The organism is Novosphingobium sp. BF6, from assembly GCF_058273105.1.
The window spans coordinates 314,321-332,299 of sequence record NZ_CM177776.1 but is presented as its reverse complement, the minus strand read 5'-3'; the positions used below and the strand labels follow the sequence as shown (position 1 = coordinate 332,299).

Sequence of the window (17,979 nt, the reverse complement as noted above, 5' to 3'; positions counted from 1 at the left end):
CTCACTTCCGCATCTTCGGTGCATTGCGGAAGAAGGTTGAGAGGTCTCTTGTGAATTGCACGGCCTCTGCCGGTTCCTCGTACATCATGTGCCCGCCGCGATAGCAGTGCGCCGCGATCCGCACCGCGAGCGCCTGCGGAAAATCGGCAGCGGCCTGCCGGTTGGCGGCGCAGCCGTTGAGGGAATCGTAAAGGCCGGTCGCGACCATGACCCGCATGGCCGGGGCCTTCTCCATCGCTCGCAGCACCCAGGGCTGTGAAGCGCTGGGCGGGCCTTCCCCTGCCATGGCGCGTGCGAGGGACTCCTTGGTGATCGCAGACTGATCGTATTGCCAGTCGTTGCCTACGGGCAGTTCCGGGATCTCGATTCCGGCATACCGGCCTTGGCGATAGCCCAGCGTGTTTCGGTAGAACGCGAGGATTGCGGCATCTCCGGCCTTTTCATCGGTCGAACTTGCGGTACCGGGCGCAGTGCGGCGCATGTCGAAGATGCCGAGTGTCTTGCCTTCGGATGCCAGCAGTCTGGTGCGAAAGTCGCGGGGCGAGACCCAGAGCGTCTGCGTGTCGATCGCGGCCGGTGCGAGGCCGGTATAGCGTGCGAGACCGGCCACGGCTTGCGCACGGGCGCCATTGTCGAGCGCTTCGGGGCGGGCGAGGGCAGGATACCAGACATCGCGCGCCCATTTCTCGGCCGCGGCGAGGGTCCTGGTCGGGTTCGCCGACAGGGCAGGATCGAGTTTGCCGAGGGCAAGCGCGGTGGCCGTGCGATTGGGCAGGGTCAGTGCCCGCATCAGCGCGCGGTCGCGCTCCTCGCCCATCGGGATGCCGCCCGAGACCAGCGCGATCCCGGCGACCGGTTGGCCTTCGTCGATCAGGATTTCCGCCACGCTCGCCGCGCGCCAGGTGCCGAAGCTTTCGCCGACGAGATAGACCGGCGAACCCTGACGCCCTCGATTCCGCAGGAACGTCAGGATGAAGGCGGCGGTAGCATGGCTGTCGGCGAGGGTGGCATAGAGCCTCTTCGCCGCTTCCGGCGAAGTCGCCCGGCTGAAGCCGGTTCCGGCCGGGTCGATAAAGACCAGATCGGCGGCGGCCAGCGGACTGTTCGGATTGTCCGCCAACTCGGCTCCGCGCAGCGTTTTCGGGCCGAGCGCATGGAACTGGAGCAGGCGGGAATCGGCACCGGGGCCGCCGTTCCAGATGAAGGCGATAGGCCGGGCTTCTGGACGCGCGGTCTTTGCGAAGTAGGCGGTGTAGAAAAGGTCGGCCTGCTTTGCGCCCTGGCCGTCGCTGATCGGTATCGTCCCCGCGCAGGCGGCATAGTCCCGTTGCCCGAGCTTGGCCGAAGCACCTGCTTCATCGGCATGGCACGATCTCTCCGCCGCCTGCGCAGGGGCCTGGGGGCAGGCTGCAAGCGCGGCAAGCGTGAGCGCGGTTCCCAGCAGGCGGACAGGTTTGGTGGGCATGGCGGGCCTTTCGCGGTTTCTTCGGTGCACTCTAGTCGAGTTGGACAGGCAAGATTATGCGCGAACACCTGGCGGCGCTCCATTCCGTACCGGGGCGGCGGGAGAAATCGCGGCGAATTTGCCGAAATGCGCAATTCTTATGCGCAAGTCTTTGCCTAGGATGCGTAAATGCTCCAGCGATCCGATTCGACTTCCGAGTCCGCTTTTTGCCGACGCGCCGTGCTGCGCGGATCGGCGCTGCTGCCGTTAGTCCCTGCGATGACGGGAGAGGCGCTCGCCGCTTCGCCCGCATCGGCCGTTTCTCTCGCGCGGACGGGCGATTTCGCGCCGATGGCGAAAGTCTATCTCGATTCCGGTACGATGCACCCGGTGCCGCTGCCCGCCAAGGCTTCGGTCGATGCCTATTTCCAGTCGCGTGCGGAAATGCGCGAATGGTCGAGCCACGATACGGAGATGCGGATCAAGGCCGCTTTCGCGCGCCTGATCAACGCCGCGCCTGAAGACCTTGCCTTCGTCCAGAGCACCACTGCCGGTGAGCAGTCGATCGTCGACGCGCTCGACCTGCCTGCCGCGAAAGGCAGTGTCGTCACCGACACGCTGCATTTCTTCGGCTCGTTCTGGCTCTACGACCAACTCGCCAGGCAGGGTGTCGACGTGCGCTGGATCCGGCCGACCGGGGGACGCATCGATCCCGATGCCTACGAGAAGGCGATCGGCCCCGACACGCGGCTGGTCAGCCTCTCGCTGGTTTCGACCTACAACGGTTTCGAGCACGACCTGAAGCGCATCTGCGAGATCGCCCATGCCCGTGGCGCTCTGGTCTATGCCGACATCATCCATGCGGCGGGCACCGTGCCGATCGACGTCAAGGCAAGCGGCGTCGATTTCGCCGCGACCGCCAGCTACAAGTGGCTGATGGGCGACTTCGGACTGGGCTTCCTCTATGTCCGCCCGGACCGCCTGGCGCGCCTCAAGCGCAAGCGTTTCGGCTATTATCAGCTCGATGGCTTCAAGCCGCATGTCTATCCCTATGACGAGCCCGGCGAGACCATCGCCGACATGACGCCGCGCGCCGATGCCGAGGGCCTGTTCGCCATGGGCACCCATTCCCACGCGGTGATGGCGCAGCTCGACTGGTCGCTGGCGAAGCTGCTCGAACTCGGCGTGGGGCGGATCATGGCGCACCGGCAGCCCCTGTTGCGCCGCCTGCACGAGGCGCTGCCTGCCAAAGGCTACGAGGTGGTGACGCCGCGCGACAGTCGCAGCCCGCTGTTCACCTGCGTGCTGCCGGACGCGCACGGGAAGCTGTCCGAGCCGCTGAACCGCGCGGGCGTGGCGATCACGCTCAGCCGCAACCGGTTCCGGATCTGTCCTTCGTGGTTCAATTCGCTGGACGACATCGAACGCCTGATCGCTGCCCTGCCGACGTTATCCTGAGCCCACTTCCTCCTGATCGGAACCAGACGCCATGTCCGCCAAGAAGACCGTTTTCGTGCGTTCCAGCCTGCTCGCTCTCGCTGCCCTTCTGCCTTCGGCGCCGCTGATGGCGCAGGATGACAGCCTGCCAATGCCGCCGGTGTTCCTCAAGGCCATGGAGCCGATGGTGGAGCGCGAGGCCGCCAGCGACCGGGTCGTGCCGACACGTCATTCCGGCACTTTCGGCGGCAGGAAGCTGGCCTATGACGCGATCGTCACCGAAACGCCAGTCGCCGATGCCAAGGGCCGGACGGCAGCGGTGGTGGTCACTTACGCCTATGTCGCGCGCGGCGTGAACGGGGGGAAGGGGGCGAGGCGGCCGGTGCTGTTCTTTTTCAACGGCGGTCCGGGAGCCTCGTCCTCGCCGCTGCACATGAATGCCTTCGGGCCACGCCGCATCGTCGGCAAGGGCGACGCGGCGCGGCTGGAAAACAATCCGCACAGCCTGCTCGACGTTGCCGATCTGGTGTTCATCGATCCTCCGGGAACGGGCGCGTCGATGCCTGTCAAGGGCGCCGATGCCGCCAGCCTGTTCTCGGTCTCGGGCGACGCGGCGGCGGTGGCGGACGTGGTCCAGCGCTGGCGCCGGGCCAATGGCCGCGGCGATGCGCCGTTCGCGCTGGTGGGCGAGAGCTACGGCACCGCGCGAGCGGCGGCCATGCTCGATGCCGAGGGCAAGGCCGGGCTGCCGCTGCCCGACGGCGTGGCGTTGTTCTCACTTTCGCTGGGTGACAACGACGGGCCGGTGATCTCCGACGTCTCGCTGCTGCCGACGCTGGCTGCCGTCGCCTGGTATCACGAGGCGATCGACCGCAAGGGCAAGTCGGTAGACCAGCACTTCGCAGAGGCGCGCGCCTTTGCCGGGAACGACTATGCCCGCGCGCTGATTGCCGGGGCCTCGCTGCCCGAGACCGAGCGCGCGAGGGTTGCTGCCAGAATGTCGGAGCTGATCGGGCTTCCGGCCGCCGGACTGGAAAAAGACGGTCTGCGACTGGACCGGCAGGCCTTCATGCTCGGCCTGCTTTCCGCCAAGGGGCTGCGCACCGGCCAGCTTGACGGTCGCGCGACCCGCGCCATTGCGGAATCGAACATGCATCCGCCGTTCGACGATCCCTCGATGACGCTGGGTGCGGAAACCGGCCATCTGATTGCCGACTACATCGGCAAGGATCTCGGTTATGCGCTACCGAGTGCCTATCGCACGCTCAATCTCGGCATCAACTTCAAGTGGGACTGGGGACGCGGCGAGGTCTACCGAACCGTTCGCTTCGCGCCGTTCCTTGCCAAGGCCATGGCCGACAAGCCGGGCATGAAGCTGATGACGGTGGGCGGTATCTACGACATTACCACCCCGGTCGCCGCCGGACAGTTCGCGCTGGACCATGCCGGGATCGGGCTTGATCGCCGCACCTCGAAGACTTACGCGGCGGGCCACTCGGTGTTCGAGGACGAGGGCGAACTGGCCCGTTTCGCGGCGGACATGCGCGTCTGGGCAGGGACGCTCGGCAATTGACTAGTCCGGGCTGCCTGCCTGCTTTTCCCGTACGATGGACCTGGCGATATAGTCTCGCTTGGTCATCGGCCAGAGATCGCCGCGGCCTGAGTAGAGTCCTTTGAGGTAGCCCCGGTCGAGCGCCGTGAGTCCTTCCGGCGCCCGGCTGTCACCTTGCGGCGTGAACAGCGAGAGGATCGAGCTTGCACCCAGTTCGGCGCGGCTGCGGGCGCCGGTCAGCGCGCGCATTGCGGCGTAGTCGGCGATCTGCATCAGGTTGCGATCCGCAACGGCGTCTCGTTCGATCAGCACCGTCGCGCTGAGAATGTCGCGCCGGATGGGCATCGAAAGCCGCGTCGATGTCGAGACTCTGAGGCTCGGCGGGTTGTTCGGAGTGTCCTGGCTCTGCAGGTCGCCGTCGCGGCTTTTCACCGCCACTTCGGTCCAGGCGCGGGCCTGACCCGCTTCCCCGACGATCCGCCGGATATCGGCGCGGGACTGGCTGGCGACCGCGCGCGATCGGTTCTGGTGCAGTCGCTGCACGGCGGCAGGGGTGTCGGTGTCGAACACCACCATCAGGTTCGGCGCGCAACCGGGTGCGCCGGTGCGCAGGCCGACCGATGCGGCGATCTCGCTGATCCGGTCGACGATGACTTGCGCCGCATCCGCCGGAAGCCCGGCGCTGCCGACGCAGACGGGATCGGTGTAGCGGGCCAGCGGCTCGTCATTGGGCTGCGAGACAGGCTCGATACGGTTTACGAATTGCTCCGCGAATTCCGAGGATGCGTCCGGCGTTACGGCGATACCCGGATCGACGCCACCTGCACCGGCCTGCAACAGGGCAAGAGCAAAGAGAGAAATCGCCAATGTCGAGCCTCCGGGATCTGGATTTACACGAATCGCGTGAAGCGAAGGGTAGATGAATATGTTCCATGATGCCGGAGCCTGTCGATCGGAAATTCGATTAAATCTCTGCTACTGCTTGATTTCCTGTGCTTCATCCGATCGACATTCCTGGGACAGCCAGTGGCGGAAGCATGTCAGTGCCTGGGTCTGGCGCGGTGCTTCGGGCCAGGCGAGCCAATAGCTGCGCTGTTCGGTCAGGGGCGCATCGACCGGGATGACGAGTTCGCCGCTTTCCAGTTCGGGTTCGATCAGGAAACTCGGGATCAGCGCAGCGCCGCCGCCCGCCTTCACGGCCTGCGCCAGCATGAGGAAATGGTCGATGCTGGGCAGGGCGTCGATCTCCGGTCCCGGCCTGCCGAACGTAGCGAACCACCGCGACCAGGCATCGCGGCGCTGGGACTGCACGAACAGGGGGATGCGCAGGAAGTCCTCGGGCGCGGCAATCCCCTCAAGATCGCGAAGGGTCGGGGAGACGACGGGAACGACGCTCTCGGGAAACAGCAGGTCGTGCCGCGCGCCGGGCCAGTCGGGGGCACCGACGTGGATCGCGGCATGGAACGGCTCGCGGGCGAAATCGAAGATGTCGGCGCGGGCGGTGATGTTGACCACGAGTTCGGGGTGCTTGCGGCTGAGGCGGGGCAGTCGCGGCGCCAGCCAGCGCATGCCGAAACCGGGGAGGACGGCCAGTTCGACGACATGTTCGGACTGGGGCTCCATCAGTCGTCCGGTCGCGCGCCGGATGGCGTCGAGGGCGGGCGTGAGGTCCTCGTCGAACTGTCGCCCTGCGGCATTCAGCGCGATCCGGCGGCCGTTCCGGTCGAACAGGGTGACACCGAGCCATTGTTCGAGGTTGGCGACATGGCGGCTCACCGCGCTTTGCGTGAGGCCCAGTGCCAGCGCCGCGCGCGAGAAGGAGCCGAGCCGGGCCGCCGCCTCGAAGCAGTGCAGCATGGCCATCGGCGGCAGGCGGCGGCGGTCGTCATGTTTCATTCCGAAAACTCACAAGCTCATGCGCGGTTTTGGGCTTTTTACGCGAAAGAAAATCTCCGATCATGCCAAATCTGCATGAAGGCCCTTGAAGGAAATGGCGGAACCGATGCGCGAGATCAATTTCGACGGGCTGGTCGGCCCCAGCCACAACTACGCCGGGCTGTCGCTGGGCAATATCGCTTCCGCCAGCAATGCCGGCGCGGTTTCGGCGCCGCGAACGGCGGCCTTGCAGGGCGTGGGCAAGATGCGGCGGATGCTGGCACTCGGCCTGCCGCAGGGGCTGTTGCTGCCTCATGCCCGGCCCGATACCGCTTGGCTGCGAGAGCTGGGCTTTGCGGGCGATGACGATGCCGTGCTGCGCAAGGCCTGGAGCCGGGAACCGGCGCTGCTGCGCAATGCCTTCTCGGCTTCGGCCATGTGGACGGCAAATGCCGCCACGGTCTCTCCCGCGCCGGGCACGGCCGACGGACGCTGCCATTTCAGCGTCGCCAACCTTTCGACGATGCTCCACCGCAGCATCGAGCACGCGCAGACCTTGCGCCAGCTTCGCCTCGCTTTCGCGGACGAGCGTTTCTTCGCCGTGCATCCGGCGCTTCCCGCCGGTCTTGGCGACGAGGGCGCGGCCAATTTCATGCGGCTGGGCACCGGCCATGCCGGGTGCGGGCTGGAGGTCTTCGTCTATGGCGAGCGACCGGCAGGCGGCGGCGCTGCCTTCCCGGCCCGCCAGCACCGCGCGGCCAGCGCCGCCGTCGCCCGCCGCCACGGGCTGTCGGCGGTCGAACTGGTGCGGCAGAGCGAGGTCGCCATCGCGGCGGGGGCGTTCCACAACGACGTGGTGGCAGTCGCCAATGAGAACGTCCTTTTCACCCACGAGCAGGCTTTTGCCGACCGCGATGCCGTATATGACGCCGTGCGCGAGCGCGTGCCCGGCGCGGTGATCGTCGAGGCTCCGGCCGCGCGGATCGGTCTCGACCTGGCGATCCGGACCTATCTATTCAATTCGCAGCTCGTTACGCTGGCGGGCGGTGAGATGGCGCTGATCCTGCCGCAGGAAGCCCGCGAAGCACCCGCCGTGTGGGACTGGCTTGAGGAAGTGCGGGCGGCGGAAGGCAATCCGATCCGCCGTCTCGAAGTCGTCGACGTGCGGGAATCGATGCGCAACGGCGGCGGTCCGGCCTGCCTGCGCCTGCGCGTCGCAGTGAGCGAGGAGGCCCATGCCGCGATCGATTCGCGCTTCCTGCTCGACGAACGCGTCTGCGACCGGATCGAGGCGGTGATCGAACGCGAATGGCCGGAAAGCATCGCGCCGGACGATCTCGGCGAGCCGGACCTCTGGCACCGCTGCCGCAGCGCGCGCGCGGCCCTGTTGTCCGCATTGGGCTTCGCGGCGGGAGAATTGTGAGCGCAACGCGGCCGGGCAGAACGCGACAGGGCCTCCTGCGCGGCGGCGTTCTCTCCGCTACAGGGAAGTCCACGGGCGATTCCGGAAGCGGGACGTCCGACGTGCAACCTGCCAGCGAGAACGCCATGACCGACACTGCATTCTATCCGATCGGCACGCCCGGCCAGCCCTGGGGCGAGGCGGAGCGCGACGCATGGCGCGCGCGTCAGATTCGCCGCCGTCGCTACGACGAGGACGTGGTGCCGCGCATCGAGGCCCTCGCGCAGCGCTATGAGCGGATCGCCTATGGCGCGCTCGACTATGCGGGGGAGCGTTATACGCTTTTCGCCTTGCGCAGCCTTGCCTACGATCCCGCCTTGCCGACCGCGCTCGTGACCGGCGGCGTGCACGGCTACGAGACCAGCGGGGTGATGGGCGCGCTGGAATTCCTCGAAAAGCGTGGGGGCGACTATGCGGGCAGGGTCAACCTGCTGGTGGCGCCTTGCGTCAGTCCCTGGGGCTACGAGCGGATCAACCGCTGGAACTACGATGCCGTCGATCCCAACCGTAGCTTCCGCGCGGGCAGCGAGGCCGGTGAAGCGGCGGCGCTGATCGATCTCGTCGCCGCGCAGCCGGGGCCGTTCCTTCTCCATATCGACCTGCACGAGACCACCGACAGCGACGAAGGCGAGTTCCGTCCCGCGCTCGCCGCGCGCGACGGCAAGGTCTATGAGCCGGACGTGGTGCCCGACGGTTTCTATCTCGTCGACGATGCCGAAAATCCGCAGCCGGAGTTCCAGCAGGCGATCATCGCGGCGGTGGCGAAGGTCACGCATATCGCCCCGCCGGACGGCAACGGCGACATCATCGGCACGCCGGTGGTCGCGCATGGGGTGATCGAGTATCCGCAGGCGCGCTATGCCATGTGCGCTTCGGTGACCGGCGCGCGCTTCACGACGACCACCGAAGTCTATCCCGACAGCCCCCGCACCACGCCGGAGGAATGCAATGCGGCGCAAGTCGCGGCGGTCTGCGCGGCGCTGGACCACGCGCTGGCGCAGGCGTGAGTTCGTTACGGTGATTTCATGGAGCCGCCACGCAGGGGCAAGCCGTGGCCTGCGAAAGCGGCACCCATGGTCATCCTGTACAGACGTCCGCTGCGGCGCAAAACCGCGATTGCTGCATTTCATGCGTTAGCGGTCTGCGCCGCCGCGGCGGGGCTCTGCGCCCGGCCCGCCGCGGCGCAGGACGTGTCCGGCCGACCGGACGACCTGAAGATCGGCGGCGACCGGGTTTCAGTGGGACTGGGCATCGCGTCCACTCCGACTTATGTCGGGTCCGACAGTTCCCGGATCGTGCCGATGGCGGCGATCCAGGGGGAAGTTTCCGGGATCAGCATCAATACCCAGGGGACGGCGATCTATGTCGACGCGGTGCCGTCCACCGGCAAGCCCGGCTGGAAGCTGGAACTCGGCCCTCTGGCGGCGCTGCGACTGGAGCGGACCGGGGCCTTCGGCAATCCGGCGGTGCGCGCGCTGGGCAAGCTCGACAAGGCGGTGGAACTGGGCGGTTCGATCGGCGTCCAGCGTACCGGCGTCCTGACCAGTCCCTACGACACGCTCTCCCTCAGCATGTCCTGGCAGCACGACGTGGCGGGCGCCCATTCCAGCTATGCCGCCAGCCCCGAGATCGATTACGACACGCCGTTGTCCGAACATGCCTTCGTCTCGTTCTCCGCTTCGGCGGACTATGTCGGACGGGGGTTCGGGCGCTATTACTACGACGTGGACGATGCGGGCAGTCTGGCGAGCGGGCTTCCTGCCTACGACGGGGCCGACCGGGCCGGGTGGAAGGACTGGAACCTAAGCACGATGGCCGTGCATTCGATTTCCGGCAACCTGCTCCACGGCGTGGGAGTCTTCGTCACCGGCGGCTATCAGCGGCTGCTCGGCGCCTATGCGCGATCGCCGCTCGTTGCCGATGTCGGCAACCGCAACCAGTGGAGCGGCGCGGTGGGGCTGGAATATACGTTCCGGTGATGCGCGGAGGGAAGAAGAGCCGCCCCTTGCGGAGCGGCTCTCCGGTCAGTCAGACGTTCGCGATCACGACGGCGCGGGTGTTGAGGTAGTTGTCCAGCGCTTCGGGGCCGCCTTCGGTGCCGTAGCCGGAATCCTTGATCCCGCCGAAGGGCAGTTCCGCCGTGGAGGCCGCGGGCGTGTTCACCCAGAGCATGCCCACTTCGACGCGCCGGGTCAGCAGGTCGGCATTGGCCAGCGAGCGGGTGAAGGCATAGCCCGCCAGTCCGAACGAGAGGCGGTTGGCCTCGGCGATCGCCTCTTCCAGCTTGTCGAAGCCGCGAATGCCTGCGACCGGGCCGAACGGCTCGTCGTTGAACAGGCGGGCGTCGAGCGGCACGTCGGCCAGCACGGTGGGCTGCCAGAAGTTGCCCGCCTCGCCAATGCGCGCGCCGCCTGCGAGCACGCGGGCGCCGCGCGCCACGGCGTCCTGCTGGAATTCGGCCATGGCGGCAAGGCGGCGGTCGTTGGCGAGCGGACCCATCTGGGTGCCCTCGTCCAGACCGTCGCCCACGACGACGCCCTTGGCCAGGTCGGCCAGAGCTTCGGCGAACTGTTCCTTGACGCTGTTGTGGACGAGGAAGCGCGTCGGCGAGATGCAGACCTGACCGGCATTGCGGAATTTGGCGCGACCGGCGCTACGCACCGCGAGGTCGATATCGGCATCCTCGCAGACGATGACCGGGGCATGGCCGCCGAGTTCCATCGACACGCGCTTCATGTACTTGCCCGCCTGCGCGGCGAGCAGCTTGCCGACCGGGGTGGAGCCGGTGAAGGTGATCTTGCGGATCACCGGGCTGGCGATCAGGTACTCGGAAATCTCGGCGGGATTGCCGTAGACGAGGCCCAGCACGCCCTCGGGAATGCCTGCGTCCTGGAAGGCGCGGATCAGGGCGGCGGGGCTGGCCGGGGTTTCCTCGGGCGCCTTGACGATCATCGAGCATCCGGCAGCGAGACCGGCACCGATCTTGCGGACCACCTGGTTGATCGGGAAGTTCCACGGCGTGAAGGCAGCGACCGGGCCGACCGGGTCCTTGATGACCATCTGGCGCACTGTGATGTCGCTGCGATGCGGGACCAGGCGGCCGTAGACACGGAAGCCTTCCTCCGCGAACCAGTCGATGATGTCGGCGGCGGCCATGGCCTCGCCCTTGGCCTCGATCAGCGGCTTGCCCTGTTCCTGCGTCATCACGCGGGCGATCTCGTCGGCGCGATCGCGCATCAGGGCGGCGGCCTTGCGCATGATCGTGCTGCGCTGGGCGGGGGTATAGTCGCGCCAGATTTCGAAACCGCGATCCACGGCCTCCAGCGCAGCATCGAGGTCGGCGCGACCGGCATGGGCGACGCGCCCGATTTCCTGTCCGTTGGCGGGGTTCTCTACCGGCAGCGTCTTGCCATCGGCAGCATCGCGCCATTCGCCGCCTATGAAAAGCTGGGTATCCGGATAGGCCATTCAAGAACTCCTTTGCGCATAGCCGGTGAACCGGTCGGTCCGGTCATATTGGGAGCCTCAGGCGTGCCCGCAACCGGATGGGCCATCATTGGACCGTGCGATTGGAGTTCAAGGGTTTGCTCTTTTTGCATCTTCCTCGATGCAAACGAGAACGTCAGGACGGTTTCCCGCTCCGGCGCTTCTCGGCGATCTTCTTCGCGGCATAGCCGCCGAGCGCCGCCGCGGCGATCCCGGCCAGCCCGAAGCGGCGCAGCACGGCCGCGGCCACGACCCCGGCTATCGCCCCACCGGTCTCGTCCACCCCGGATACATGCTTTGCGATGCGCTTGCCCGCGATTCCGCCGATGATCTTGCCCAGCATATCGTGATCTCCTTTGCCGAAAATAGCGCGCGACGCGGCCGATGGTTCCGTCTCAGGCAGCGGGGTCGGAGGCTTCCGGCGGTGTAAAGGACAAGTGCTCGCCCGGTGCGAGTTCGAGGCGCTGCGCGGCGGTGCCGATATCGATCCCGGCCTTGGCAAAGCGCCTGAGCAGTTCGATGAAGATCCGGCTGCGGGCGCGGTAGACCTCGCGCGGGGAGCCGACATGGGCGAAGCAGTTGAAGAAGACCCGCCCGTCGGTGATGGAATCGATGTAGGCGGCTGGCGCGGGTGCTTCGATCACCGCGCTCTCCCCGGCGAATGTGCCGAGGACAATGCCCAGCACGGTGTCGATATCGGTGCCCAGCGTGACCGAGAACTGGATCTGGATGCGGCCGAGCGGGCTGGAAAGGGTCTTGTTCAGCACTGACTTGGTGATGAGTTCCGAATTGGGAACGATCAGCGTCGAATGGTCGGCCAGGGTGATTTCGGTGGACCGCACGCTGATGCGCTTCACGTCGCCTTCGTCGGTGCCGACGCGGACCCAGTCGCCGATCTTGATCGGGCGTTCGGCCAGCAGGATGAGTCCCGAAACGAAGTTCTGGGTGATCGCCTGAAGGCCGAAGCCGATGCCGACCGAAAGGGCGGAGAGCAGCAGGGCGATGCGTTCCACGCCGATGCCGAGCGAAGCCAGTGCCCAGATGATCGCCAGCGCAATGCCGACGTAGCGCGCCACCAGACTGGCCGAGTTCTGCGCCGATCCGTCGAGGTCGGTGGCGGGCAGGTAGCGCTTCTCCAGCCAGCTCATGAAAGCGCGGACGAGAGCGAGGCCGATCGTCAGCACGACGATGGCCCGCAGGATCGCGCCCGGTGAAATCGCCACCCCGCCGATGTCGATGCCTTGCGCCGCCGTGGCGACACGGCCGAAGACGCTGCCGATACCCTCGCCGCCGCCGAAGGGCTGCATCATCAGGGCGAGCGCCAGCAGCACCAGCGTGAGGCGCAGCACGCCGGAAACGAGTACGCCGAACTGGTCGACCAGGCTGCCGCGCAGGCCGACACTGCGGACCAGCGCCACGCCGAGCCGGCTGTCGCGGCTGAACAGCAGGGTCGCGGCATCGTCGGCAGTGCCCAGCAGCAGATAGAGCGCGCCGCCGACCATGCCGAGCCAGATGACGATGCGCGCGGTGAACAGGCTGAGACTGACGTAACCCAGCGCAAGGGCGAGCAGGGCGAGGATCACCAGCGCCCATGTCACCAGCGTCACCATCGCCAGGCCCGCGCCGGTCGGCTGGTCGCCCTGCTCCTCGCGGGCGGCGCGCGCCGCGCGCATCCGGCCCAGCACCAGCAGGAAGGCGCCGATCCACAGCAGATGGAGCAGGGCTTCCACCATCTGCCAGGCGCCGATCGTGGCGCGGCTGACATCGACGGACTTGTTGAAGGACTCGACCAGAATGCTCGCGAAAGCGATTCCCGCCAGGATCCAGGTCAGCGGGCGGATCTTCGCGGCGGTCTCGTCACTGATCGGGACGATGCGCCAGGACGCCTGCCCGCGCATCAGCAGCGCGCCGGTGAGCGAGGCGGTGAAGGCGGCAAAGCCCGTCGCCGCCACGAAGCCGCCGGTCAGGTCGCTCCATCGCTCCGGGAAGAGGCCCGCCCAGCGAAAGCCCTGCACGAGCGTCACGGCGGCGAGCAGCGGTGCGATCGTGCCGACGACGATCCGCCAAAGTGCGAAGACCGAGCGGCGGATGCGGTGGCCCGGTGCGCTGCCGATCAGATGGCGCTGCCCAAGCTTCCGCGCGGCCAGGCGCAGCGGGAACAGCAGCAGGAAAGCGAGCACCATGCCGAGCAGTGCCTGCCAGGGCAGGCCGCCGCGCCCGTGCCTGGCGATCTGGTCGACGCCCTGGGACAGGAACAGGTCCACCTTGCGCAAATCGCGGGGGAAGGCGTCGAGCAGGTCGCCCCAGAAGGTCGGGGCGAGGGGGGAATCGATGCGGGTGGTCAGCGTCTCGTTGAGCTGCTCCGTCTGGCTGCGATCCATTTCGTCGATCAGCTGCTGCGCTTCGACATCGGCGAGACGGCCGCGCTTGATCGCGGCATCGACTATCGCCCGCTCACTGGCGAGGCGCTTGCGCTGCTGCTGGATTTCGGGGGCTTCGGTGACGCCTTCGGCGACCGGGCCGAGGCCGGCGATGCGCGCGTCGACGAGCGCCAACTGGTCGTCGAGCTGGCTTGCCGACGACTTCGCGGCCTGTTGGGCCGCGACAGCCCTGGCCCGGAGGTCTGACCTCTCGTCGGACGAAAGCTGGTTGTCGAGGCCCCGGTCGATCGTGCGCAGTTCCGTTTCGGCCTGCACGATCTGGGTTGCCGGATCGACGGGCGGCGCGACCTGCGCCGCGGCAGGCAGGCTCGCTGCGGCGACAAGCAGGAGAATCGCACGGAAAAGGAAGCGCATCTGCAAAGTATCTCTAAGGCGAACAGCGAAACCTGCGCCAAAGCATGGGTGCATGGCAAACACCAGACTCACGCGTCGCGCAGGCCCCGCAATACGACTTGATGGCGTTGGGGTACGACGAGAAACCTGTGGTGGGGCTTATTCGAAGCCCCAGTCGTCGAGCGCTACTCCGGGCGTCCCGGTTTTTGCGGCGGCCTCGGCGCTGCCCCTGGCCGCCACGCGCAGGACCGCATCCTCGTCCGGATGGGTGAAGGACATCAGGCAGGTGCCGTCCGCGCAGCGGTCGAGTTCGGGAAGCGCCTTGCAGGCCTGGGCACCGGCGCTTTCCGCGCAATCCTCGCTACCTTCCGCCTGCCAGCCTGCGGCGAGCACCTGCTTGCGGAACTGGGCATAGGCCATGCCCTTGCGGGCCTTGGCCTCGAACCCGCGAGCCGCTGAGCCGTGCGCGGGTGCGCGATCCTGTGCGGCGGCGGGCACGCCGCTCGTCATGACGAGCAGCCCGGCGAGAGCGAGTAAAGGTCTTGCGCGCATCGATAACTCCTGGCTGTCGCAGAGAACTATCTCCGCTTGGCACAAAGGAGCCGGTTTTCAAAGCACTGGAAGGTGATCCGCGATGCGGGAATCAGAAGTCCGGATCGAGGGGCGCCACGGCGCGAAGTTCGAAGCGCCGGCGGTTGGCGGATATCTTGTCTTTTTCGGTATTCGGTTTCTTGGCGACCTGTTCGGTCGAATGCACGGCATCGGAAGGTCCGCTGTCCCGTGCGGTCTGCTTGTCTGGATTCATGATATCTCTGGAAGGCGTTTTCCCGAGCCGGAACGCGTGGGGGCGTTCCGGCTCGGGATCACGATCAGAAGTTGACGGTCGCGCCGACTGCGATCTGGCGGCCGAGCGAGTCGTAGCGGGCCGAGAGCGTATTGCTGCGCGACAGGCCGTAGCCATACGAGTTCGGCAGCAGCGGCGGGCGGCGGTCGAGGATGTTGTTCGCGGAAATGCGGAACGAATAGGCCGCATCGACGCGGAACGTCAGCGCGAGGTCGAAGTAGTTCTGCGCGCCGAGGCGGTAGAACGTCTCGCGCTCGCTACCCGGCTTCCAACCCAGTGCCGGATCGCCCGAGTTGCTCACGTTGGTCAGCGAGCCGACATAGCGCCAGTTGAGCGAGGCGTTGAAGAAGCGATCCTCGGTCGTGTAGGTGGCGCGCAGGCTGTGGGTCCACTTGGGGATCAGCTGGCCGCAAGTGCCGCCGTAGTATCCGGCACAGTTGTACTTCGGCAGGATCGGCGAATCCTGGCCGCCCGCCAGCGTCGTCAGCGAGCCCGCGAAGTCCAGCGCGAGGGTGCCGTACTTGCCGAGACCGGTCGAATACTGGCCCTGGAAGTCCCAGCCATGCGACTTGCTCTTGTAGTAGTTGGTCGTGCCGCCGCGGATGTAACCCGCGGTCGGGTTGGTGCTCGGGTTGCTCGACAGCGTGCCATCGGCATTGCGGACGAACATCGAGCAGAAGAACTCGCTGCCCGTCTGGAGGCAGCCGTTCGAGAAGTAGTCGTAATCGTTGTAGCCGATCGAATCGTTGAGATCGATCAGGAAGCGGTCGGCCGAGATGACGAGGCCGGGCAGGAACGACGGCTTCAGCACGACGCCGAAGGTCTTGGTATAGGCGGTTTCCGGGTTGACCGTATAGCCGCCGCGGCGAACGGTGCAGCCCACGTCGGTCGGACAGACCAGGGTCGGGCTGCCGTAGAGGCTGTCGGCCAGGCCGGTCGCGGCGCAGACTTCACGCGATGCGGCGGGTGCGCCGTAGACGGGAACCTGCTGGCCATTGGCACCGGTCGTATAGGAGACGGTCGGCGCGCAGATGTCGTTGAAGGTCGGCGTGATCCGATCATAGCTGATGTTGGAGCCCTGATAGGCTTCCACCACCGTCGGCGCACGCTGGGCCTTGTTGATCGAGCCGCGGAAGGTGATGTCCGAGATCGGCGACCAGATCGCCTCGGCCTTCCAGGTCGAGAAGGTATCCGGGTTGGAGCTGTACTTCGACAGGCGGAACGCGCCATTGAACTGGAGCAGGTCGGCGAAGGGCTTGTGCTCGATGATCGGAACCTGAACCTCGACGTTGCCTTCCCAGGCGTTCTGGGAGAGGTTGCTGTTCGACCCACCCCAGTTTTTGCGCCAAACGTCGTCGGCGTAGCTCTTCAGCTTGTCCTCGCGGAACTCGGCACCCAGCGCAATGGCCACGCCCTGTTCGGCCCAGGGCGACTGGATGCCGTAAGTGCCCAGATCGCCCTGTACGGTTGCAACCGCGTTGTAGAGGGTGTTGATCGTGGTGCTGGTGCCGAACTCGGTCAGGTAGTCCAAGAGCGCCTGGCCGTTGGTGGCCGAGTTGGCGCTGAAGGCGTCGAAGGGAAGGCAGCCGTCCGCCGAGCCCGAGGCGCACTGGAGCTGGCCGTTTACGTTGACCACATTGAGCGCATTGTTGACACGCTCATAGTTGGGTCGGCCCCAGGTCGTGTCCATGCGATTGCGGGCGTAGACGCCGCCCACGTCGTAACTCCAGCCCTGCGCGAACTGGCCGCGTACGCCAGCGGTCGCGCGCAGCCCCTGGTTGAGGTAGGAATCCGATATGGGGCGTGCATTGTTGAAGCGATAGCGAACGTCGAGCGGAGCGAGAGTATCGGTGCCCGCACTGGCGCCGCAGATGGTCTGCGCCTGCGAGGCTGACATCAACGGATTGTTGCAGTTGACGAGGTATGTCTTGCCTTCGCCATAAGTCTCGGCATTCAGCACGCGGGCCGGATAGGGATTGGAAGAGCGGTCGCGGAACCACATGACGCTGCCGTAGAGTTCGGCGGCGTCGGACAGTTCGAAGGAGGTAAAGCCGCCCGCATTCCAGCGCTTGTCGGCGCGTTGGAATGAGTAACCGTCGTAGGGATTGGCGGCATAGGCGTTGCCATAAGGCAGGAGAGTGCGGGAGCCGTCCGGATTGTTGACGAACTGCTGGCCGTTGGCTGCTCCCGAGCGGGGCGAAATGTAGCCGTAGGGCGTATAGGTCGACACCGAGCAGCCGAGGGGGCCGTCTTTGCCGGTCTGAATCAGTTCGCAGCCTGCCGTCTCGCGCGCCGAGAACGGCACCAGGTCCGCCTCGCGGTAGTTGGCATAGCCGCTGATGTGGAAGCGGCCGTCGAACAGCTTCTTGCCGAAGGTCAGCGAGATGTCGCTGCGCCCGCCGTCGATGGCGGTGCCGCGCGCGGGCTGGTCGAAGCCGTACTGGCTGGCGACGTCCGAGATCAGCGTGCGCTTGTTCTTGTGCAGGTAGAAGTTGTAGTTGCCGTTGAGCTGGATGCCTTCGAAGTCGTCATCCATGATGAAGTTGACGACGCCCGCGACCGCGTCCGAGCCGTAGACCGCCGAGGCGCCGCCGGTCAGCACGTCCACGCGCTTGATCAGCGAGGTCGGGATCATGTTGGCATCGATGCCGTTCATGGTGCCGACGCGCTTGCCGTCGACCAGGACCAGAGTGCGTTCGAAGCCGAGGTTGCGCAGCTTGATGCGCTGGCGGCCGTCGGAGTCCGAATAGTTCTGCTGGCTGTCCGGCGAGATCTGGGGAATGCGGTTCAGCACTTCCTCGATGTTGACCGCCGCCTGGGCGCGGATCGCATCGTTGGTGACGGACGTGATCGGCGCGGCGGCCGTGGAGTTCGGACGGTTGATGCGCGAACCCGTTACGACGATCGAGCCGGAGGAACCGGCACCCGCTTCGGCATCGGCCGGCGCATTGTCCTGCGCCAGCGCCGGGGTGGCGAGGCCGGTGATGCAGGTCGTGGCCAACAGAATTCTGGTAATCTTCCTCATGCGATAGCCCTTTTCTTCCCTGATACGTTGTGGGCCCGAAGCGTTTTCGGCCCGAATTTAGGTTGTCTTGATCCGTTGCC

Annotated in this window: 14 protein-coding genes; 5 read left to right on the top strand and 9 right to left on the bottom strand. The window is 66.5% G+C overall.

Annotation, left to right across the window (positions count from 1 at the left end):
* Position 1: 1 nt before the first annotated feature.
* Positions 2–1,465, bottom strand: coding sequence for a S10 family serine carboxypeptidase-like protein (locus AC4D6D_RS16950; protein ID WP_491328237.1), 1,464 nt, complete (start codon positions 1,463–1,465; stop codon positions 2–4).
* Between the two features lie 168 nt (positions 1,466–1,633).
* Between AC4D6D_RS16950 and AC4D6D_RS16945 the strand changes: the two genes are divergently transcribed.
* Together AC4D6D_RS16945 and AC4D6D_RS16940 are read left to right on the top strand one after the other, a co-directional pair.
* The gene (locus tag AC4D6D_RS16945) at positions 1,634–2,902 is read left to right on the top strand and encodes an aminotransferase class V-fold PLP-dependent enzyme (protein WP_491328236.1); all 1,269 of its coding nucleotides are present in this window, start codon (positions 1,634–1,636) and stop codon (positions 2,900–2,902) included.
* Positions 2,903–2,933: 31 nt separating this feature from the next.
* Positions 2,934–4,454, top strand: coding sequence for a S10 family serine carboxypeptidase-like protein (locus AC4D6D_RS16940; RefSeq protein ID WP_491328235.1), 1,521 nt, complete (start codon positions 2,934–2,936; stop codon positions 4,452–4,454).
* Here the strand turns inward: AC4D6D_RS16940 and AC4D6D_RS16935 are convergent, their stop codons facing one another.
* Together AC4D6D_RS16935 and AC4D6D_RS16930 are read right to left on the bottom strand one after the other, a co-directional pair.
* Positions 4,455–5,300 (bottom strand): hypothetical protein, encoded by an 846-nt coding sequence (locus AC4D6D_RS16935; protein ID WP_491328234.1) that lies wholly within the window; start codon positions 5,298–5,300, stop codon positions 4,455–4,457.
* Between the two features lie 108 nt (positions 5,301–5,408).
* A complete protein-coding gene (locus tag AC4D6D_RS16930; protein ID WP_491328233.1) occupies positions 5,409–6,329 on the bottom strand; it encodes a LysR substrate-binding domain-containing protein in 921 nt (306 codons plus the stop codon).
* A gap of 106 nt (positions 6,330–6,435) precedes the next feature.
* On the opposite strand from AC4D6D_RS16930, the gene AC4D6D_RS16925 reads away from it, so the two are divergent.
* The 3 genes from AC4D6D_RS16925 (at position 6,436) to AC4D6D_RS16915 (ending at position 9,749) form a co-directional block, all read left to right on the top strand.
* Positions 6,436–7,731: an N-succinylarginine dihydrolase gene (locus tag AC4D6D_RS16925; protein WP_491328232.1), complete on the top strand. Its 1,296-nt coding sequence runs from the start codon at positions 6,436–6,438 to the stop codon at positions 7,729–7,731.
* A 125-nt stretch (positions 7,732–7,856) separates the two neighbouring features.
* Positions 7,857–8,777, top strand: coding sequence for a M14 family metallopeptidase (locus tag AC4D6D_RS16920; protein WP_491328231.1), 921 nt, complete (start codon positions 7,857–7,859; stop codon positions 8,775–8,777).
* Between the two features lie 183 nt (positions 8,778–8,960).
* Positions 8,961–9,749 (top strand): MipA/OmpV family protein, encoded by a 789-nt coding sequence (locus tag AC4D6D_RS16915; protein ID WP_491328230.1) that lies wholly within the window; start codon positions 8,961–8,963, stop codon positions 9,747–9,749.
* 49 nt (positions 9,750–9,798) lie between these two features.
* Here the strand turns inward: AC4D6D_RS16915 and AC4D6D_RS16910 are convergent, their stop codons facing one another.
* The 6 genes from AC4D6D_RS16910 to AC4D6D_RS16885 all read right to left on the bottom strand — a co-directional run bounded on the left by AC4D6D_RS16910 (position 9,799) and on the right by AC4D6D_RS16885 (position 17,899).
* On the bottom strand, positions 9,799–11,238 hold the full coding sequence (locus AC4D6D_RS16910) for an NAD-dependent succinate-semialdehyde dehydrogenase (RefSeq protein ID WP_491328229.1): 1,440 nt from the start codon (positions 11,236–11,238) through the stop codon (positions 9,799–9,801).
* A gap of 154 nt (positions 11,239–11,392) precedes the next feature.
* Positions 11,393–11,599: a hypothetical protein gene (locus AC4D6D_RS16905; protein WP_491328228.1), complete on the bottom strand. Its 207-nt coding sequence runs from the start codon at positions 11,597–11,599 to the stop codon at positions 11,393–11,395.
* A 52-nt stretch (positions 11,600–11,651) separates the two neighbouring features.
* The gene (locus tag AC4D6D_RS16900) at positions 11,652–14,051 is read right to left on the bottom strand and encodes a DUF3772 domain-containing protein (RefSeq protein WP_491328227.1); all 2,400 of its coding nucleotides are present in this window, start codon (positions 14,049–14,051) and stop codon (positions 11,652–11,654) included.
* A 138-nt stretch (positions 14,052–14,189) separates the two neighbouring features.
* Complete coding sequence (locus AC4D6D_RS16895) at positions 14,190–14,582, bottom strand: hypothetical protein (protein WP_491328226.1); 393 nt, start codon at positions 14,580–14,582, stop codon at positions 14,190–14,192.
* Between the two features lie 91 nt (positions 14,583–14,673).
* Positions 14,674–14,835, bottom strand: a complete 162-nt coding sequence (locus AC4D6D_RS16890; RefSeq protein ID WP_491328225.1) for a hypothetical protein — start codon at positions 14,833–14,835, stop codon at positions 14,674–14,676.
* A gap of 64 nt (positions 14,836–14,899) precedes the next feature.
* Positions 14,900–17,899, bottom strand: a complete 3,000-nt coding sequence (locus AC4D6D_RS16885; protein ID WP_491328224.1) for a TonB-dependent receptor domain-containing protein — start codon at positions 17,897–17,899, stop codon at positions 14,900–14,902.
* Positions 17,900–17,979 lie beyond the last annotated feature (80 nt).